Source organism: Novosphingobium piscinae (assembly GCF_014230355.1).
In the GTDB taxonomy this organism is placed as follows: Bacteria; Pseudomonadota; Alphaproteobacteria; order Sphingomonadales; family Sphingomonadaceae; genus Novosphingobium; species Novosphingobium piscinae.
This window is the reverse complement of the sequence record NZ_JACLAX010000001.1, coordinates 431,583-448,456: the sequence shown is the minus strand read 5'-3', so window position 1 is coordinate 448,456 and position 16,874 is coordinate 431,583. Positions and strand designations below refer to the sequence as shown.

At 64.8% G+C, this 16,874-nt stretch carries 16 protein-coding genes and 1 pseudogene; 6 read left to right on the top strand and 11 right to left on the bottom strand.

What is annotated here, in order from left to right; translation table 11 throughout:
- Positions 1 to 3: 3 nt before the first annotated feature.
- Positions 4 to 975, top strand: coding sequence for an alpha/beta hydrolase (locus tag H7F53_RS01885; RefSeq protein ID WP_185677755.1), 972 nt, complete (start codon positions 4 to 6; stop codon positions 973 to 975).
- 66 nt (positions 976 to 1,041) lie between these two features.
- On the opposite strand, the gene H7F53_RS01880 is transcribed toward H7F53_RS01885, so the two are convergent.
- From H7F53_RS01880 to H7F53_RS01855, 6 genes and pseudogenes are all read right to left on the bottom strand, one after another.
- Positions 1,042 to 1,452 (bottom strand): acyl-CoA thioesterase, encoded by a 411-nt coding sequence (locus H7F53_RS01880; RefSeq protein ID WP_343061855.1) that lies wholly within the window; start codon positions 1,450 to 1,452, stop codon positions 1,042 to 1,044.
- 56 nt (positions 1,453 to 1,508) lie between these two features.
- Positions 1,509 to 2,147, bottom strand: coding sequence for a TetR/AcrR family transcriptional regulator (locus tag H7F53_RS01875; RefSeq protein WP_185677754.1), 639 nt, complete (start codon positions 2,145 to 2,147; stop codon positions 1,509 to 1,511).
- Between the two features lie 145 nt (positions 2,148 to 2,292).
- Positions 2,293 to 3,153: an SDR family NAD(P)-dependent oxidoreductase gene (locus tag H7F53_RS01870; RefSeq protein WP_185677753.1), complete on the bottom strand. Its 861-nt coding sequence runs from the start codon at positions 3,151 to 3,153 to the stop codon at positions 2,293 to 2,295.
- 33 nt (positions 3,154 to 3,186) lie between these two features.
- Positions 3,187 to 4,686: a flavin-containing monooxygenase gene (locus tag H7F53_RS01865; protein WP_185677752.1), complete on the bottom strand. Its 1,500-nt coding sequence runs from the start codon at positions 4,684 to 4,686 to the stop codon at positions 3,187 to 3,189.
- A 734-nt stretch (positions 4,687 to 5,420) separates the two neighbouring features.
- Positions 5,421 to 6,543: pseudogene (locus H7F53_RS01860) on the bottom strand (IS3 family transposase).
- Positions 6,544 to 6,649: 106 nt separating this feature from the next.
- A complete protein-coding gene (locus tag H7F53_RS01855; protein ID WP_185677751.1) occupies positions 6,650 to 7,105 on the bottom strand; it encodes a hypothetical protein in 456 nt (151 codons plus the stop codon).
- 174 nt (positions 7,106 to 7,279) lie between these two features.
- On the opposite strand from H7F53_RS01855, the gene H7F53_RS01850 reads away from it, so the two are divergent.
- Positions 7,280 to 7,693, top strand: coding sequence for a hypothetical protein (locus H7F53_RS01850; protein WP_185677750.1), 414 nt, complete (start codon positions 7,280 to 7,282; stop codon positions 7,691 to 7,693).
- 54 nt (positions 7,694 to 7,747) lie between these two features.
- Here H7F53_RS01850 and folD read toward each other — a convergent pair whose 3' ends face one another.
- The 3 genes from folD to ligM form a co-directional block, all read right to left on the bottom strand.
- The gene (folD, locus tag H7F53_RS01845) at positions 7,748 to 8,617 is read right to left on the bottom strand and encodes a bifunctional methylenetetrahydrofolate dehydrogenase/methenyltetrahydrofolate cyclohydrolase FolD (RefSeq protein WP_185677749.1); all 870 of its coding nucleotides are present in this window, start codon (positions 8,615 to 8,617) and stop codon (positions 7,748 to 7,750) included.
- A 20-nt stretch (positions 8,618 to 8,637) separates the two neighbouring features.
- Entirely contained in the window at positions 8,638 to 9,513 is an 876-nt protein-coding gene (locus H7F53_RS01840) for a methylenetetrahydrofolate reductase (RefSeq protein WP_185677748.1), read from the bottom strand.
- A 111-nt stretch (positions 9,514 to 9,624) separates the two neighbouring features.
- Positions 9,625 to 11,034 (bottom strand): vanillate/3-O-methylgallate O-demethylase, encoded by a 1,410-nt coding sequence (gene ligM, locus H7F53_RS01835; RefSeq protein WP_185677747.1) that lies wholly within the window; start codon positions 11,032 to 11,034, stop codon positions 9,625 to 9,627.
- Between the two features lie 136 nt (positions 11,035 to 11,170).
- On the opposite strand from ligM, the gene purU reads away from it, so the two are divergent.
- From purU to H7F53_RS01815, 4 genes are all read left to right on the top strand, one after another.
- Positions 11,171 to 12,025, top strand: coding sequence for a formyltetrahydrofolate deformylase (gene purU, locus H7F53_RS01830; protein WP_343061854.1), 855 nt, complete (start codon positions 11,171 to 11,173; stop codon positions 12,023 to 12,025).
- 2 nt (positions 12,026 to 12,027) lie between these two features.
- Positions 12,028 to 12,429: a dihydroneopterin aldolase gene (locus H7F53_RS01825; protein ID WP_185677825.1), complete on the top strand. Its 402-nt coding sequence runs from the start codon at positions 12,028 to 12,030 to the stop codon at positions 12,427 to 12,429.
- A 107-nt stretch (positions 12,430 to 12,536) separates the two neighbouring features.
- Positions 12,537 to 14,048, top strand: a complete 1,512-nt coding sequence (locus tag H7F53_RS01820) for an aldehyde dehydrogenase family protein (RefSeq protein ID WP_185677745.1) — start codon at positions 12,537 to 12,539, stop codon at positions 14,046 to 14,048.
- Between the two features lie 98 nt (positions 14,049 to 14,146).
- Positions 14,147 to 14,620: a Saro_0803 family transcriptional regulator gene (locus H7F53_RS01815; RefSeq protein WP_246438397.1), complete on the top strand. Its 474-nt coding sequence runs from the start codon at positions 14,147 to 14,149 to the stop codon at positions 14,618 to 14,620.
- Positions 14,621 to 14,632: 12 nt separating this feature from the next.
- Here H7F53_RS01815 and H7F53_RS01810 read toward each other — a convergent pair whose 3' ends face one another.
- Both H7F53_RS01810 and H7F53_RS01805 read right to left on the bottom strand, forming a co-directional pair.
- Entirely contained in the window at positions 14,633 to 16,333 is a 1,701-nt protein-coding gene (locus H7F53_RS01810) for an acyl-CoA dehydrogenase family protein (protein WP_185677744.1), read from the bottom strand.
- Positions 16,333 to 16,842 (bottom strand): DUF3237 domain-containing protein, encoded by a 510-nt coding sequence (locus H7F53_RS01805; RefSeq protein WP_185677743.1) that lies wholly within the window; start codon positions 16,840 to 16,842, stop codon positions 16,333 to 16,335. Before H7F53_RS01805 ends, H7F53_RS01810 begins: the two co-directional genes overlap by 1 nt.
- Between the last annotated feature and the right edge of the window lie 32 nt (positions 16,843 to 16,874).

Here is a 16,874-nt window from a genome sequence, read left to right as displayed (position 1 = left end):
GCCATGACGACCGACTTCCCTGCGGCGGACCTCGCGCACGAGGCAGCACCGGTGCCAACGCCCACGATAACAGTGTGGGAGGGGGAAAGCCTGTTTTCCCGCCTCATCCGGACGGTGATCCTGCCGCTGATAGGGTCAAAGCAGGTCTTGCGGGATGTCGACCGGCATGCGCGCCAACTGGCGAGGACCCGTCTCAAGGGTGAAACGCCCCCGCCGGCGCGGGTCTCACGGCGGTACAAGATCACCGAGAAGACTTTTGCCGGGGCCAAGGCCCTGTTCGTCGAGCCGAAACGCGGAACGGCAAAGCGCACCATCATCTACATCCATGGCGGCGCCTACGTTGCCCACTTGATGTACCACCAGTGGCATCTGGTAGAGGGACTGGCCTCGTGGAATGACGCCCGCGTCATCGTCCCGCACTATCCGCTGGCTCCGGAGCACGATTGGCGGCCGGCCTTCGCCATGATGATGGCGCTGTACGAGAGTGTGCTGTCCGAGGTTGGTGCGGACCAGATTACCTTAACCGGAGATTCGGCCGGCGGCGGTTTTGCCCTGAGCTTCGCCCAGCTTCTGCGGGACGAGGGCCAACCACTCCCGGCAAAGCTGGTACTGTTCTCGCCCTGGCTGGACCTGCGCGAGGACAACCCGGCACAGGCGGCGCTCGACTGCGACGATCCGATGCTTGCCCGCCCGGTCCTGGTGTGGAGTGCGCAGAAGTGGGCCGGCGAGACTCCACTCGACGATCCGCGGATCAGCCCGGTTCTGGGAGACATCCGCGGCCTCCCGCCCACGCTGGTGTTCAGCGGGACTGCGGATCTGCTCCATTCGGATTCGCTGGACCTGATTGCCAGGGCACAGCGGGCGAATTGTGCGATGCGGTTGGTGATCGGGGAGCGCATGACCCATGCCTGGTCGGTCCTCACCACGCGCGAAGCCAAGCGGCTCCATGCCGAAACCGCGGCCTTCCTGCGCTAATCCGATCCGGCGCTGGTGCCGCAGGTGGGCCGCCGAAGCCAGGCGGGCCTGCAGAACCGCGCAGGATTACGAGGCAATCGTGTCGGGAAAGAAGCGTGCAAGGACGTCACGGGCCAACCGTGCCGGGCGCAAGGTGGTCGCATCGACGCAGCACCAGCTGGACTTCACCTCCGCGAGCACTTCCTCACCGCGGCGCAGGATGGTCTCGTAGAACGCCCGCGCGCCCTGAACCTTTTCGAGCAGGACGGTCGCCATGACCTCGTCACCGAGAAACGTGGGCCGGCGATAAGTGATCTCGTGCTTTAGCGCGACCCAGAGATGTGCAGCCACCGCCTCAGCAGGAGCCAGGCTGCGCCAGTGGTCGATCACCGCGTCCTGCACCCACTTGAGGTAGGAGGCGTTGTTCACGTGCCCCATGAAGTCAATATCGGCCGGATCGACCGGAATCTGGACGAGGAAGGGTGCCGGCTTGTTCACATGAGTGTCAGTAGCTGAACTCGCCGGGTTCACCCACGATTTTCTTGATACGGCCATCATCTTTCCTCCGCGCTTGCCGCCGTGATTCTGCTGTCGGGCCGGGTCAGCACGCCCCTCAGGAAGATGCTCAAGGCTTCATCGACCATGCGTTCGATGTCCTCGCCCTCGAATTGCGAATGCTGGCCAAGCATCAGCGACTTTAGGGGGTCGAGGATCACCATGGCGGCGAGCATCCGTGCCGCCCTGTCCGGGCAGGCGACAGCGATGTAACCCGCATCCGCTTGCCGCCCCAGCCACGCGATCAGGGGCTGGGTCGCAGCAGCCTCAACGCTCTCGGCGTAGGCTTTGGCAAGCTCGGGAAAGCGGTGCGCTTCGGCCGTCACCAGCTTGTCGGCCTGGGTGCCGCGCGGAGATAGCGACAGCTTGGCATAGGCCGTCAGAAACGCGCGCAGCGGGCCGGCGATGTCACCGTCTTGCACGTCGCCAAGATGGCGCGTCAGGCGCTCGAGGGCGATGGCATTGCTGACCACCGCCGAGAACAGGTCAGCCTTGGAGGCCACCAGCTTGTAGATCGTCTTTTTCGAGATGCCGGCCTGCCGGGCGATCTCGCCCATGTTCGCCCCGCCATAGCCATTGCGCAGGAAGGCCCCTTCGGCAGCCGCGAGCAGGCGCGCATGCGTGGTTGTCTGATCCATCCCTCAGACTTGTCGTGACTCGACGGGATAGGCAACCCGGTGGGGAGGCGCTAGGCCATCGTTTTCGTGTTCGGCCAAGGTGCTCGCAGCGAGCTCGCTCGAGGTAGCCACTAGCGGGCCTGACGGGCAAACACCGACGAAGCGATCATGGTCGAGTACGCCCGTCGCCGGCCAAGGCGATGGCCGAGGCGATCTCGGTATCCCGGAAGCCGATGCGTTCGAGAATCCGCCGAAACAAGCCTGGCGCCTTGGCGGGCAAGGTGTTCTGGCGCGGGATGACGATCAGGTCCTGTCGGTGCCTGATGCCGTTGACGATGCCAGCGACGACATCGTCGAGCGGCACCATTTTCCAGAGCCCGCCGCTGTTGCCGCCCCAGATCTTCACCCCTGCCGGATCAGCCAGGACCTCGTCCATCATGGCGGTCGCGAAAAAGGTCGGATGCACGGTGCCAACCCCGACGCCCAGACGCCGGACTTCGAGGCGGATGCTGTCGCACATGGCCCAGACACCGGCCTTGCTCCCGGTGTAGTGGGCCTGGAGCGGGGAATGGACGAACGCCGCCATCGAAGAGATCGCCATCAGATAGCCACGGCGCTGCTGGACGTGCGGAAGACCGGCCTTGAAGGTACGCCACACGCCATTGAGGTTGATGTCGATGACGCGGTCAAACGCCTCCGGGGCCAGCTTTTCCATCGGCGAGGCGATGGCAATTCCGGCATTCGCGATCACGATATCGATCCCCCCGAAATGGGCGGCCGCGGCATCGATGGCCTGCTGCACGGTCGCCCAGGAGCGCACATCGACGTGGCTTCCCCAGACGTCGCCGCCGCCGTCCAGGCTGAGAACCTGTTTCGCGACGGCATCGGGGTCGAGATCGAGCAAGGCCAGTCTCGCGCCACGGGCGCGCAGCTCGGTCGCGAGAGCCCGGCCGAGACCACCGGTCGATCCCGTGAGGGCCACGACGCGGCCCGCCAGTTTATACGGCATTTCGTCGTCCTCGTTCATCGGTCCAGGCTCACAGGTGGAGTGCCAGCCGGCTCAATTCGGTGTCGCTGATCCCTGAGGCGCGTCGGCGAGCTTCATCTCCGGCCGAACGACCGACGACCGTTTCATCATCTTCACATCGCCGCCGTAGCTGAAGGTCATCATCCAGGGATAACCGTTGCCCTGCCTGGGAAGGCTGTCGATCGAGCGCTGGACGTATCCGGCACCGAAATCGAGCAGGGGTTTGAGCTCCATGCCGCCACTGGGCCGCTCGGGGACGCAGACGGCCTTGCCGAGGCGGTCCATCTCGCCGAGCAGCTGGCAGAAATACTCGCACAGCAGGCTGACCTTCAGCGTCCAGGAGTTGGTGGTGTAGCCGATGCACAGCGCGAAGTTGGGGATCCCGTCCAGCAGCATGCCGCGGTAAATCGCGTGCTCGGACCAGACGATCTTCCTCTCGTCGACCGCGTAGGCGATCCCGCCTGCCATCTTGATGTTCAGGCCGGTCGCGGTGACGATGATGTCGGCCGGGACGATTTCTCCCGACTGCATCTCGATCCCGTTCTCGACGAACCGCTTGATGTGTCCGGTGACGATGGAGGCCTTGCCGCTCGACAGGCTCTTGTAGAGATCGCCGTCCGGCACGGCGCAAAGCCGCTGCTGCCAGGGATCGTACGGCGGGTTGAAATGCTCGTCGATCGCGAAGTCCTTGGGCAGATTGGCCGCGTTCATCCGGCGGATGAGCTTGCGCATCAGCTTTGGGTACCGCTGGCACAAGACCCAGAACAGGTGGCGCTGAACGATGTTCTTGGTCCGCATCAGGCGGTGCGTCAGGTTCCTGGAAGGGAGCAGGCGCGCGAGGGTCAGCAGACCATCGCGCTCGGGCAGGGGCATGACGTAGGATGGCGTGCGCTGCACCTGGACGACGTGCGCCGCCGTCGCGGCCAGCGCCGGGACCAGCGTTACCGCCGTTGCGCCCGAACCGATAACCGCGATTCGCTTGCCCTCGTAGTCGAGGTCTTCCGGCCAGTGCTGGGGGTGGATGATCGGGCCTGAGAAAGTCTCTTCTTCCGGGAAGTCAGGTCGATAGCCCTGATCATAGTCATAGTAACCGGTCGCCGAGAAAATCCAGCGTCCCTGCCACGTTTCCTCTTCGCCGGTGTCGGTTCGCGTCGCCGTGACCGTCCAGAGGCCTGTCGCGCTGCGCCATTGGCAAGCGAACACCTTGCGGCCGAAGCGGATCTGCTGCCGGATTCCATATTCGTCGGCCGTCTCGGCGATATAGTCCTTGATCTCTCGGGCACCAGCGATCGCCTTGTCGCTGTTCCACGGCTTGAAGTCGTAGCTGAAGGTGTAGAGATCGGAGTCCGAGCGGATGCCAGGATAGCGGAACAGGTCCCAGGTTCCGCCGAGATCATCGCGGCCCTCCAGAATGCACCACGTCTTCTTCGGCTGTTTCCGGCGCAGGTAGGCCGCGCAGCCGATGCCGGAGATGCCCGCGCCGATAATGATAACGTCGTACACTTTCGACTCAAGATCTTGCTCGTTCTTCATCTCTCAGGCCGCCTCATTTCGATGTGCGGATCGAAGCAGGCTGCAGGTTTGCCTCTGCGTCGATGCATGTTCATTCGGGCCGACATAAATCGTCACGTCGGGTGGTTCTATGTCGATGTGTGGGGCGAGCGTCACCCTCTCCGTAGCGCCGCCGCAAGACGGCCAATGGTTATAAAACAACACTTTAATGTGCAGAGGCCAGGCGCCCTTGAGGCGCACTGACTGCCGCTTGGGCTTTCCCCTGCAACAGCCTGATATCACCAGACTCGGATTGGAAACCCGTGGGTTTCCTAACAGCGATGGGCATGCCTTGTCGAGGAGGAAAATTGAGCCGAACGCATTACCGCGAGAGCCAGTACCGTGATCGCAAGGCCCAACTGCGCAGTGTCGTGGGCCTTGGCGCAGGGATCGTCTGATGCGGGCCAAGAAGTGTTTAGCTGGATACGGCTTCTAGAGCGGTTTCCACACGTTCTGAATCGATTGGGATTCCCTTTGCGGGCTCGTCGTGATTCAGGCTTCCTGTTGGTGGCAGGAGGCCAGCATGGATGGCTCGGACGCTTTCACAGGATCTTCGGGACAGGGTTGTCGCAGCGATCGATAGCGGGCTGAGCTGCCGGGCGGCGGCGGCCCGTGACGTGCTCCCCTGATTGTTACCGGTCAGAGGTAGAGTCTCGCTCCTTCATGATCCGACACCATTCTCTGGACCACCCCGGGTTAGAGTTTCCCGGCCAGGGTCACGGTGACGGGCTGGGTGCGTCACCGGGATTCATCAGCGTGATCGGGGGCTTGTTGCCGATGGCACCGTGCGGCCGATCCTCGTTGTAGTATCTGCGCCACTCCTCCAACTTTTCGCGGGCATCTGCAAGCGTCAGGAACCAGTGGGTGTTCAGGCACTCGGCCCGGAAGCGCCCGTTGAAGGCTTCGATGTAAGCATTGTCCGTAGGCTTGCCGGGCCGGGAGAAGTCCAGAGTCACACCGTTGGTGTAGGCCCACAGGTCCAAGTCCCGGCTGATGAACTCAAGGCCCTGGTCGACCCGGATCGTCCTTGGATAGCCGACGACGGCACAGGTCGCCTCGAGGGTCTGCACGACATCTTCCCCGCGGTAGCTGAACCGTGGATCGAGCACCGGGGAGAACCGGGAGAACGTATCCACCACCGTCAGAACGCGGATCTTGCGACCCGTTGCCAGCTGGGCATGGACAAAGTCCATGGCCCAAACATCATTGACGCGGAAGGCCGCGCAGCGGTCTTCCCTCAACTTCGCCTTCACCCTGCGCTTGGGCGTCTTGTTGCGGAGTTGCAGACCCAACTCGTTGTAAATCCTGTGGGTTCGCTTCATGTTGATCTCCCAGCCTTCGCGGCGAAGAAGAACGTGGACGCGGCGATACCCATAGCGGACGCGGGTCTCGCAGATCTCGCGGATGCGGGCTTCGATGCCGGCCTGCTCGCGGCGACGGGATTTGTAGTGGTACGTCGAGGTGTCCATCTCGAGAACCCGGCAAGCCCGGCGGATCGACACGCCCCAGTCACTGCGAAACCCGTTCACCAGCTCGCGTTTGCGAGCAGGCCTCACAACTTTAGCTGCGCTGGCCTTCGGCTCGGCGGATGACGTGCTGCAGCATCTCCTTGTCCAGGGAGAGGTCGGCAACAAGCTTGCGCAGCTTCGAATTCTCGTCCTCGAGTTGCTTCAGGCGGCGCATGTCAGGCGGCAGCATGCCGTCGTACTTCTTCTTCCAGTTGAAGTACGTCGCCTGGCTGATGCCGGCCTTGCGGCAGATGTCCGCAACGGGAACGCCGTCCGCCCCCTGCTTCAGAATGAACGCCTTCTGGGCGTCAGAAAACTTCGATGCCTTCACCGTCCTTCGCTCCTCCCAGCCAGGGAGATTACGGTAAGAAAACTGCCACTTAAAGTGATCCGGTTTGCCCGGATCAGCTCAACTCCACCTCACGGCGATCCAGTGTTCAGGTTCTAGAGCACTGGTCCGGGTCCAGCGGGCTGATAGCTCCAGTGGGCCGCAAGCCATAGTCGGGACGGCCGGTCCATACCAGCAGCGGCAAGTAGGACATGCGCCAGGGCCAGGCCAGCACAGCATTGGCGACAACCGTGAATGCCGCGAAGGCGTAGTCGATCAGGCCCTGGTCGAGAACGAGATTCCAGAACACGATAACGGCGTTGAGTGGGGTGATGGCAATCACCGTCAGCGGCATCGCCCGGTTGGCGAGGATGAGCAACCCGGTTACCACCTCGATGGCCTTGACCCAGTCGAATAGGCCGCTGGCCAGCATCGCGCGGGTGAAGGCGATGGCTTCGGGCGTTGAGCCCATCGGCTGCAGCCAGGGCCACAGGAAATGCCACAGGCCCGAAAATAGGTACCATCCTCCGAAAGCGATGCGACATGTGCCGTAGACTATCCTCATTCAACACCTCTCGAGAACTGGGTGTATTATTCAATATAGAGAAAATCATAATTCTTATATAATATTTAAAATAATCGTAGATAAGAAATGTATTATTATTCATAGAAATAAATGTTGAGATACTTATTATCCTAAATATATATTGATCAGATCTGATCTGATGAGGACTTTGTGATGCAGCTTGGAGAATACCTGGCCTATGCACAGGCCTTCGGAGCGCGTGCCTACGACGACGTGCTCACGTACTGGGCACCCGCCTTTCGATGCGAGATCGGCGGGATCAACATGTTCTCCAATGGCGCAGAACTGAAGGCCTTCTACGGCTTCCTGCACGACCACATCACCGAAGAGATCCTGGTCGACCGCTATCTGGCGGACGACGCCAACGTTTTCATGGAGGCCCGCGTGCGGATTTCCGGTTTGAAGTCCCTCTCGGCTGACCGGATCCGCGAATCCGGCTTCAGCGGACTCTATCCGATCGAGGCGGGGCAGCGCTTCGACCTGCCGCAGCTGATCCACTACCACAGGCACGAGGGCAAATTTACCAAGGCGATCTGCCTGATGAACGGTGCGCCGATCGTGCTCTGACCACGACGCGCCGGCCGTGTTGGACAGGGCGGGAGGACGCGCGCGGCACGCCATCTAGCCCGGCCGGTCCAGATCCTGGGCGGCGGCGAGTGTGTTGGCCATCAGGCATGCGACGGTCATCGGCCCGACGCCGCCTGGTACCGGGGTATAGGCACGGGCGTGGGCGATCTCATCGCTGCACACGTCGCCAACGATGCGGGTGGTGCCGTCGGGCAGGGCGATCCGGTTGATCCCCACGTCGATCACCACGGCGCCCGGCTTGACCCAGTCGCCGCGGACCAGTCCGGCATGGCCGGCCGCGGCCACGACGATGTCGGCCTTGCGGACGATCCCGGGCAGGTCCTGCGTGGCGATGTGGGTCACGGTCACGGTGCATTCACGCTCGAGCAGTAGCAGCGCCATCGGCTTGCCGACGATGTTGGACTTGCCGATCACCACGGCATCGCGCCCGCGGAACTGGGTGATCACGCTGTCGAGCAGCATCATGCAGCCCAGCGGGGTGCAGGGCACCAGCCCCTGGCCCTTGCCGGTGGAGAGCCGCCCGACATTGACCGGATGGAACCCGTCGACGTCCTTGGCCGGGACGATCCGGTCGAGGATGGCGTTGGCGTCGATCTGCGCCGGCAGGGGGAGCTGCACGAGGATGCCGTGGGTGTCCGGATCGGCGTTGAGCCGGTCGATCAGGTCGCACAGCTCGGCCTGGCTGACGGCGCGGTCGAGCCGGTACTGCCGCGAGGTGATCCCGACCTTGGCGCAGGCGCGCAGCTTGCGACCGACGTAGATGCTGCTGGCCGGATCGTCCCCGACCAGGATCACGGCCAGGGCCGGGGCGTGCTGCCCCCGGGCCAGACGCTCGGCAATCCCGGTCCCAACCTGCGCCAGGAGCGCTTCGGCCATCTGCTTGCCGTCAATGATCCGTGCCATCGGCCTGGTCCTGCCCCCGCTCAGCCGGCCGTCCGGGCATCGCGCTCGGCGATCCACTGCACCGTCTTGGCCATGCCGCCGAACGGGTAGAAATGCAGCCGCACGCGGCCATGCTGCGGTCCGAGGCCGCGCTCGAAGGCGTCGACCAGCCGGTCCGGTCCGGCCGTGCCGAGCAGATTGGCGACGGAGATCCCGTACTTTTTCAGCACGGCGGTCGAGGCCCCGACCCCGCAGCGGGCGGCATAGGCCAGCAGGCGCTTGATTCCGGCCGGGCCGGGCACACCGATCCGGACCGGGCAAGCGATGCCGCGGGCGCGCAGCTGCTCGAGCCAGCCAAGGAAGGCATCGGGATCGAACCCGAACTGGGTGACGATCAGCGGTGCCATGCCGCGCCGTTCGATCTCGGCCACCTTGCGGCCGAGCACGTCCCAGCATTCGGCCGGGGTCATGTTGGGGTGGCCTTCGGGGTGGCCGCCGATGCCGATCGCCTGGATCCCGGCCTGTTCGAAGGCCCCCGTCGCCAGCAGGGCCATGGTATCGGCATAGGGACCCTCGGGTGCCGGCGGATCGCCGGCCACGATGAAGCAGCGCCGCACCCCGGCCTGCTCGACCACGGCCTTGAGGTAACCACCGAAATCATCCTGCGAGAGGATGCGCCGCGCCGAGAAGTGCGGCATCGGCTCGAAGCCCAGATCCCGCACCGCGACGGTCGCGGCGACCCGTGCGGCCATCGCCTCGCCCGGCAGATAGGTGATCGCGATCGGGGTGTCAGGAGCGATCAGCGGCGCCGCATCGCGCAGCGAGGGCTCGTCCTTGGCGGTCATCTCGAGCGAGTAGCCCTCGGTGATACGGACCGGGGGGCGATCCCAGTTGGGATGGATCAGCGGGTTTGCCATGCACAACGCTTTCGCCAGCCGCCACCGGACCGGCCGCGCTGGCCACCTGTTGGCGGGAACGGGGAAGGGACAGGACCGGGGCGGAGCGCGGTGGCGCCCCGCCCGACACCATCAGGCGTCAACGCGCGCGGTGCGCCAGCCTTCCTGGTAGGTTTCGCGGGCGACCCGGCTGTAGGGCACCGGGCTGACGATCGCGCGGACCGACAGCTGCTTGTGCGGTTCGACCGTGGTCTTGCGGGTCCCGCCGTTCTCCTCGCCCCAGACCACCCGGACCTCGCTGCCGAACGGCACCGACGGATCGATCGTGGCAAGGCTGAGCGCCTGGCGCTCGTTGAACGAATAGCCGGTGAACATCGAGAACCCGAGCGGCCGGCCATCGGCATCGGTGACGGCGTCGTAGTTCGAGCTGGCGTAGTTCGCCAGCGGCACGTCGAAGAACTTGTAGTTCTCGCCGTCCGGATCGAACAGGCTCGCCATGATCTTGGCCATGTCCTCGGGATGCCAGGCCAGCGTCACCTTCTTGCGCTGCTTGGCCGGGTCGAGCGCCTCGAGCGCCTCGCGGCCATGGAAGTCGTGGTCGAACTTGACGAAGTTGCCGTAACCCAGCTCCCACGGGTTCAGATAGTAGTCCTCGATGTTCTCGGAGACGAACGAACCGCCGATCGAGCCGGTCGCCTCGTAGCTGTCGGCCCCCAGCCACTCGCGGAAGGGCTTCAGCTTGTCGCCGGTGTAGATCGCCGGAAGCGGCGAGGGGATCCAGCCGGATTCGAGCGTGTTGGAGGGATAGGCGCGGCTGCCGCAGGGGATCAGGCCGAACTCCTTGCCGGCCTCGAGGATCGCGGCGCGGATCTCCTCCTGCTCCTCGTAAGGGCCCCAGATCTCCAGACCCGGCGCGCCCGACATGCCATGGCGCAGGGTGCGCACGGTCTTCCCAGCGATGTTCATCGTGCTCATGTTGAAGAACTTGAGCTGCTCCAGCGGGCCGCCGTGGAGCTTCTCGATCACGTTCCAGGCCTGCGGCCCCTGGATCTGGAAGCGCCACTCCTTGCGGGTCACCGGCTTGCCCATCGGTCGCATCGGCGAGCGATCGTCCAGCTCGATCTCGACGTCGTAGCCGCCGGTGGCGGCGTGGAAGCGCAGCCAGTTCGACGCCGGGGCGCGGCCGACGTAGGTGAAGCTTTCCTCTTCGGTCCAGAAGATGATGCCGTCGCCGATCACATGGCCGTAGGGCGTGGTCGGGACGTACTGCTTGGCCTTGTTCACGCTCCAGCCCTTGGGGCTGTTGATCATGGTATCCGTCAGCAGCCGCAGAGCGTCGCGGCCGCGGATGTAGAGGTTCACCATGTGGTGCGACTGGTCGAACAGGACGGCCGAATGCTGCCAGGCCCACTGCTCGCTGCGCCAGTTCGAGAACTCCGGCGCGACGACCGGATAGACATAGGCGCCAAGCTGCGAATTGCGCAGCATCGACACGATGTTCCCCTGCGTGGAGAGCAGCTGTTCAAGGGTGGTGGCAGGCATCAGACATTCTCCCAGGCTTTGCCATTGCGCAACAAAACTGTTGCGCAAGACATACGGTATTTTGTATGTAATGCAAACCAGTTTTTGAAAGCTGGATCAAGCCGGCCGCGGGACGGCGCTAGCGGGAGAGATGGACGTGAAGCAGGAATTCGTGCTGACCTTGTCGTGTGCCGACCGCCCCGGTCTGGTCGCGGCGGTGACCACCCGGCTCGCCGAGATCGGCGGCAACATCCGCGAATCCCAGCAGTTCAACGCCATTGAATCGGAACGTTTCTTCATGCGGATCGGCTTCGACTGCGCCGAGGCCACCCCGGCTGGCATCGCCGCGCGCTTCGCCGACCTGTCCGAGCGTTTCGGCCTCAGCCTGCGCGTGCGGGCCACTGCCGAGCGCCGCAAGGTGCTGATCCTGGTCAGCAAGTTCGACCACTGCCTGGGCGACCTGCTGTACCGCCAACGCATCGGCGAACTGCCCATCGAGGTGGTGGGGATCATCTGCAATCATCCGCGCGAGGCCCTGAACGTGTCGCTGATCGGCGAGTTGCCATTCCATCATCTGCCCATCACCAAGGACACCAAGCCGGAGCAGGAAGCGGCGATCCAGGCGATCGTCGAACAGTCCGGGGCCGAACTGGTCGTGTTGGCGCGCTACATGCAGATCCTCTCGGACGACATGGCCGCTTTCCTCACCGGGCGCTGCATCAACATCCACCATTCGTTCCTGCCCGGCTTCAAGGGCGCCAAGCCCTACCACCAGGCCCATGCCCGCGGGGTCAAGATGATCGGCGCCACCGCGCACTACGTCACCGCCGATCTCGACGAGGGCCCGATCATCCATCAGGACGTCGAGGCGATCAGCCATGCCGATTTGCCAGACGATCTCGTCGCCAAGGGCCGCGACATCGAGCGGCGCGTCCTGGCCAAGGCCGTGCAGCTGCACCTCGAAGACCGGGTCTTCGTCGACGGCAACAAGACCGTGGTGTTCAGCGCGTGACCATGGCCGGCAGCGATGTCTCGATCCGCCCGGCCGCGCTGGCCGTGGCGCTGCGGCAGACGATCGCGGTCAGCGACATTCGGGTTGAGGCCTTTATCGGCGTGCACGGCCACGAGCTCGACCGCCGACAGTCGCTGGTGATCGGCGCCACACTCGGCGTCGTGCCGCCGGACGGCGACACGATCGCCAGCACGATCGACTACAACCGCGTGGTCGAGCTGAGCCGGAGCCTGGCCGAGCAGGGCATCGGCCTGATCGAGACCTTCGCCCGGCGGCTCGGTGAGGAGCTGCTGGCCGAGCCCCGGGTGCTCCAGGTCGAGGTGGTCGTCGTCAAGCCGGGCGCGTTGCCCAACGGCACCGCCCGCGCAACCGCCAGCCTGGTGCGCGGATCGGCCATCGGCTGAGCTGCTGGCAAGGCTTGCATCGGCTGCAGAAAATTGTATGCAATACCTACTAAAAGGCAGGCGGCCCGACTCGACCGTTGCTGCTTCAGTACGAAAAGGGAGAAGCCATGAACGAGATGACCTCCGCCCGATTCTTGCAGCCCGCCTATTCGCCGGCTCTGCAGCAGTTTCTAGCGCGCAAGCCCCGGTTGTTCATCAACAACGAATGGGTCGAGTCCAGCCACGGGGCGCTGCTCGACGTTGAGGATCCGTCCTCCGGCAAGGTCATCGGGCAAATCGTAGACGCCTCGGATGCGGATGTTGACCGGGCGGTCGCAGCCGCGCGGCTAGCTTTTGACGATGGGCGCTGGTCGGGCCTTGCGCCGATGCAGCGTGAACGCGTGATGCATCGGCTGGCCGACCTGCTTGAGGCCCATGCTGACGAACTGTCCGAAATCGAGGCGGTCGACAACGGCAAGCCGAAGGGCATGGCCGCGGCGGTCGACGTGCCGGGAGCGATCAGCCAGCTGCGCTTCATGGCGGGCTGGGCCAGCAAAATCGGCGGCGAGACCACGGCGCCCTACACGATGCCGGGCGGCACCGTGTTCAGCTACACCCTGCGCGAACCGGTGGGTGTCTGTGCGCAGATCGTGCCATGGAACTTCCCGCTGCTGATGGCCTGCCTCAAGATTGCCCCGGCCCTGGCTGCGGGATGCACCATCATCCTCAAGCCTGCCGAGCAGACCTCGCTTACGGCCCTGCGCCTTGCCGACTTCGTGGCCGAGGCGGGCGTGCCCGCCGGGGTGCTGAACATCATCACCGGCAACGGGCACACCGCGGGTGACCGGCTCGTGCGGCACCCGGACGTGGACAAGGTGGCCTTCACCGGATCGACCGAGATTGGCAAGCTGATCAACCGCACCGCGACGGACACGCTCAAGCGCGTCACGCTGGAGCTGGGCGGAAAGTCGCCGGTGGTGATCATGCCCGATGTCGATGTGGCCGCGGCGTCGGCCGGCGCAGCGGGGGCGATCTTCTTCAATTCTGGGCAGGTCTGCGTGGCCGGCTCGCGCCTCTACGCCCATCGATCGATCTTCGACCGGGTGATCGAAGGGATTGCCGAGGCCTCAGCGTTCTGGGCGCCGCGGCCCTCGCTCGATCCTGATGGGCACACCGGCCCGCTGGTCTCGCAAGAGCAGTTCAACCGGGTGATGGGCTACATCGAAGCGGGCAAGCGCGATGGTGCCAGTGTGGCTGTGGGCGGTGATGCGCCGGCAGCGGACGGCTACTACGTGAACCCCACCGTGCTGGTGAACGTCAATCCCCAGATGAGCGTGGTGCGCGAGGAAATTTTCGGCCCGGTGGTCGTGGCCCAGCGCTTCGATGATCTGGACGAGGTTGCCAAGGCTGCGAATGATACCTGCTTCGGCCTTGGGGCCGGGGTCTGGACCAAGGATGTGGCGACACTCCATCGGCTGGCGAGCAAGATCAAATCCGGAACTGTCTGGGGCAACTGTCACGGGGTGATTGACACCGCATTGCCGTTCGGGGGTTACAAGGAATCCGGGATTGGGCGTGAACAGGGCCGTCAGGGGGTCGATGCTTATCTCGAAACCAAGACCGTCATCGTCCAGCTCTAACCGGTGTCATCCGGGGCGCGGCCTTGACCGCCGCGTCCCGGATCGCTTTTTCTCGACATTTGCGGCACGACCTGCGAAGCGCGGCGCAGGATGATCGCATGGCACCGATGAAGGAAACGCTGGTTCCGACCACGCCCCATGTCGAGGGCGATGACGACATCGGCGCCATCCGCGACATCGTGGGGTTCCACATCCGTCTGGCCCACGGTGCGGTCTACCGCCATTTCTGCGAGACCTTCGCCCATCTCGACCTGACGCAGAAGCAGGTTTCGGTGCTGTGGCTGGTGGACGACCACCCGGATATCGCCCAGACCGATCTGGCCCAGCGCATGCGGATGGACCGGGCGACGACCATGGCCATCGTCAACCGGCTGCAGGACCGGGGCTATCTGGTCCGCGGCAAGTCTCCGGTCGACGGACGCAAGCAGACGCTCAACCTGACCGAGCCGGGGCGGCAGGCCCTGATTGTTGCCAAGGCGGCCATTGCCGAACACGAGAAGTGGCTGAAGTCGCGGTTCACCGCCAAAGAGGTCAGAACCCTGATCGAGCTGTTGACGCGCATCCACGACTGAGCGCCGCAGCGGTCATGGCGTCAGGCCTGCGGCGCGTGCGAGCGGAGTGAGTCGGTCTGCCCCGAGCGTTGCCAACTGCGCCATCCGCGCGCTGTGTGCATCCAGTTCGGCAAGGTGGAACTGCGCCGCGGCCGCCATCGATGTCCCGGTATCGTCATCCCCGGCCAGCCGCTGAATCCGGGCGGCTACCCAGCCGTGTGCGCAGGCCGTGCACAGGTCAAGAAAGGCCGTGGCGCCGGCTTCGGCGTTTCGGGGATCGGACTCCCAATCCCGAAGGGCTCGCACGGTGCGCTCCAGCCGGTCAAGAGCCGCGGACAGTTCCGGACAATCAGCACTGTCCGCACGCGCCATGGCGAGGAAGGCGGTAATCCCCGAAGCGCGGTCTTTCCACAGCCGGCGATGAACCAGATCGATCGCCTGGATCCCTGTGGTGCCCTCGAACACCGGAAAGACCCGCGCATCGCGCAGATGCCGTTCCACCGGCCATTCGCTGGTGTAGCCGGCACCCCCCAACACCTGCAGGGCACCGCTCGCCACGTCGAACGCGGCCCAGGCGCCGCCGTCCTTGACCAGCGGCAGCAGGAACTGGACCAGCGCCAGCAGCTCTTCCCGTTCGGCCGGTTCTGCCGTTCGATCGGCGAGTTCCATCACAAGCGCGGTGATCAGGTTCAGTCCGCGGGCAAGTTCGACCCGGGCCATCATGGCCAGCAGCTGGCGCTGCACATCGGCGTGAGCCACCAGCGGCAGCGGCGGCTGATCCGGGCGGCCACCTTGACGCCGGTCCCGGGCATAGCCCCAGGCGGTGTCCAGTGCCGCGCTGGCCACGCCCGAACCCTGAGGGCCACAGGACAGGCGCATCAACAGCATCATCCGGAACATCTGTTGCAGCCCCCGGCCTTCGGGACCGATCAGCTGGGCTTCGGCCTCGGCGAAACCCAGCACGCAGGTTGGCGAGCCGTGGAGGCCGAGCTTTTCCTCGACCCGGTGTAGGCGGACCCCGTTGGGGCTGCCGTCCGTGTGGGTCGAGGGAACGAGGAACAGGCTGAGCCCTCGGGCGCCGGGCGCATCGAGGCTACGGGCCAGCATCAGGTGGCCGATACGGGACGCCAGATCATGGTCCCCGAACGAGATCCAGCACTTTTCGCCGGAGACCAGCCAGCGGTCGCCATCAGCCCGGGCGCGGGTGCGGATCCGCCCGACGTCTGAACCGGCATCGGGTTCGGAAATGCAGATTGTCGCCGCCCAGCTCCCGTCGAGCAGATGCGGGACCCATTGCTCGCGCAGGGCGGGGGCCGCGCACTCGAGCAAGAGGGTGGCCCCGGTGCGGCCTGGCGTAGCCAGCATGGTGAAGGCCGCGGAGCCGCGGTTGAACAGCTCTTCGCAGGCCGTGACAAACGGTAACGGCAGGCCCTGGCCATGGGGGGCTGGCGCCGCCATGCCCAGCCAACCCATCGCAGCGAAGGACTGCCAGGCCTCGCGGTAGGCGGCGCTGGTACGGACGCGCCCGCCCTCGACGGTCACCGCTCCGCGGTCCAGGTCCGGTGCCAACGGCTCCAGCACGTCCCTTGCGAACCGGGCCGCCTGGTCCAGCAGCATGTCGGCCAGGCCTGGCTCGACTAGCTCGGGCGCCAGTTGCGCTGCGCGGTCGCGCAACGGGAGGATCTCCAGATGCCGGCGCAGCGCGGCGGCCTGGCCCGCGTAGGAGGTGTCCATCACAGCAGCGCGAAGTAGCGGATCGTGTTGCCTGTCAGCTGGCGGGTACCGATACCGACCACCACGGTGCGCATCAACCAGTCGTAACGGCCCTCTTCCACTTCGAACGTCGGCGTGGTTCGCAGGTAGTAGTCCTCGAAAGGAACAGGCGGGCCGTTCTCGAACATCCACTTCTGGATCCGCGGGATCACATCAGGCGCACGTCCGGCCAGATAGCCGGTGTTGCGCATCAGGATCAGCGTGCCGTCCTCGGCCTCCAGCATGTAGCGCGCATCGAGGCCCAGCACCTGGTCCGGGCGGAACAGCGCCCAGTCCGCGCCGCTCTGCGGGACCACCCGGCCGTTGAGATGGGGACCGGTGATCGTCCCGGTATCGAGGTAGGTGGCGCCGCGACCGGCGCCCGAGGGCATGTTCGGGATCGACTGGATCGCCTTCCAGGTCAGGGCGATCTCGAACAGGAACTCGAAGCGGGGCTCATCGGGGCGGGAGGTTTCGGTGAAGTAGGGCAAGACGAGCCTCCGGTTGGCAGGATGTGATGGTT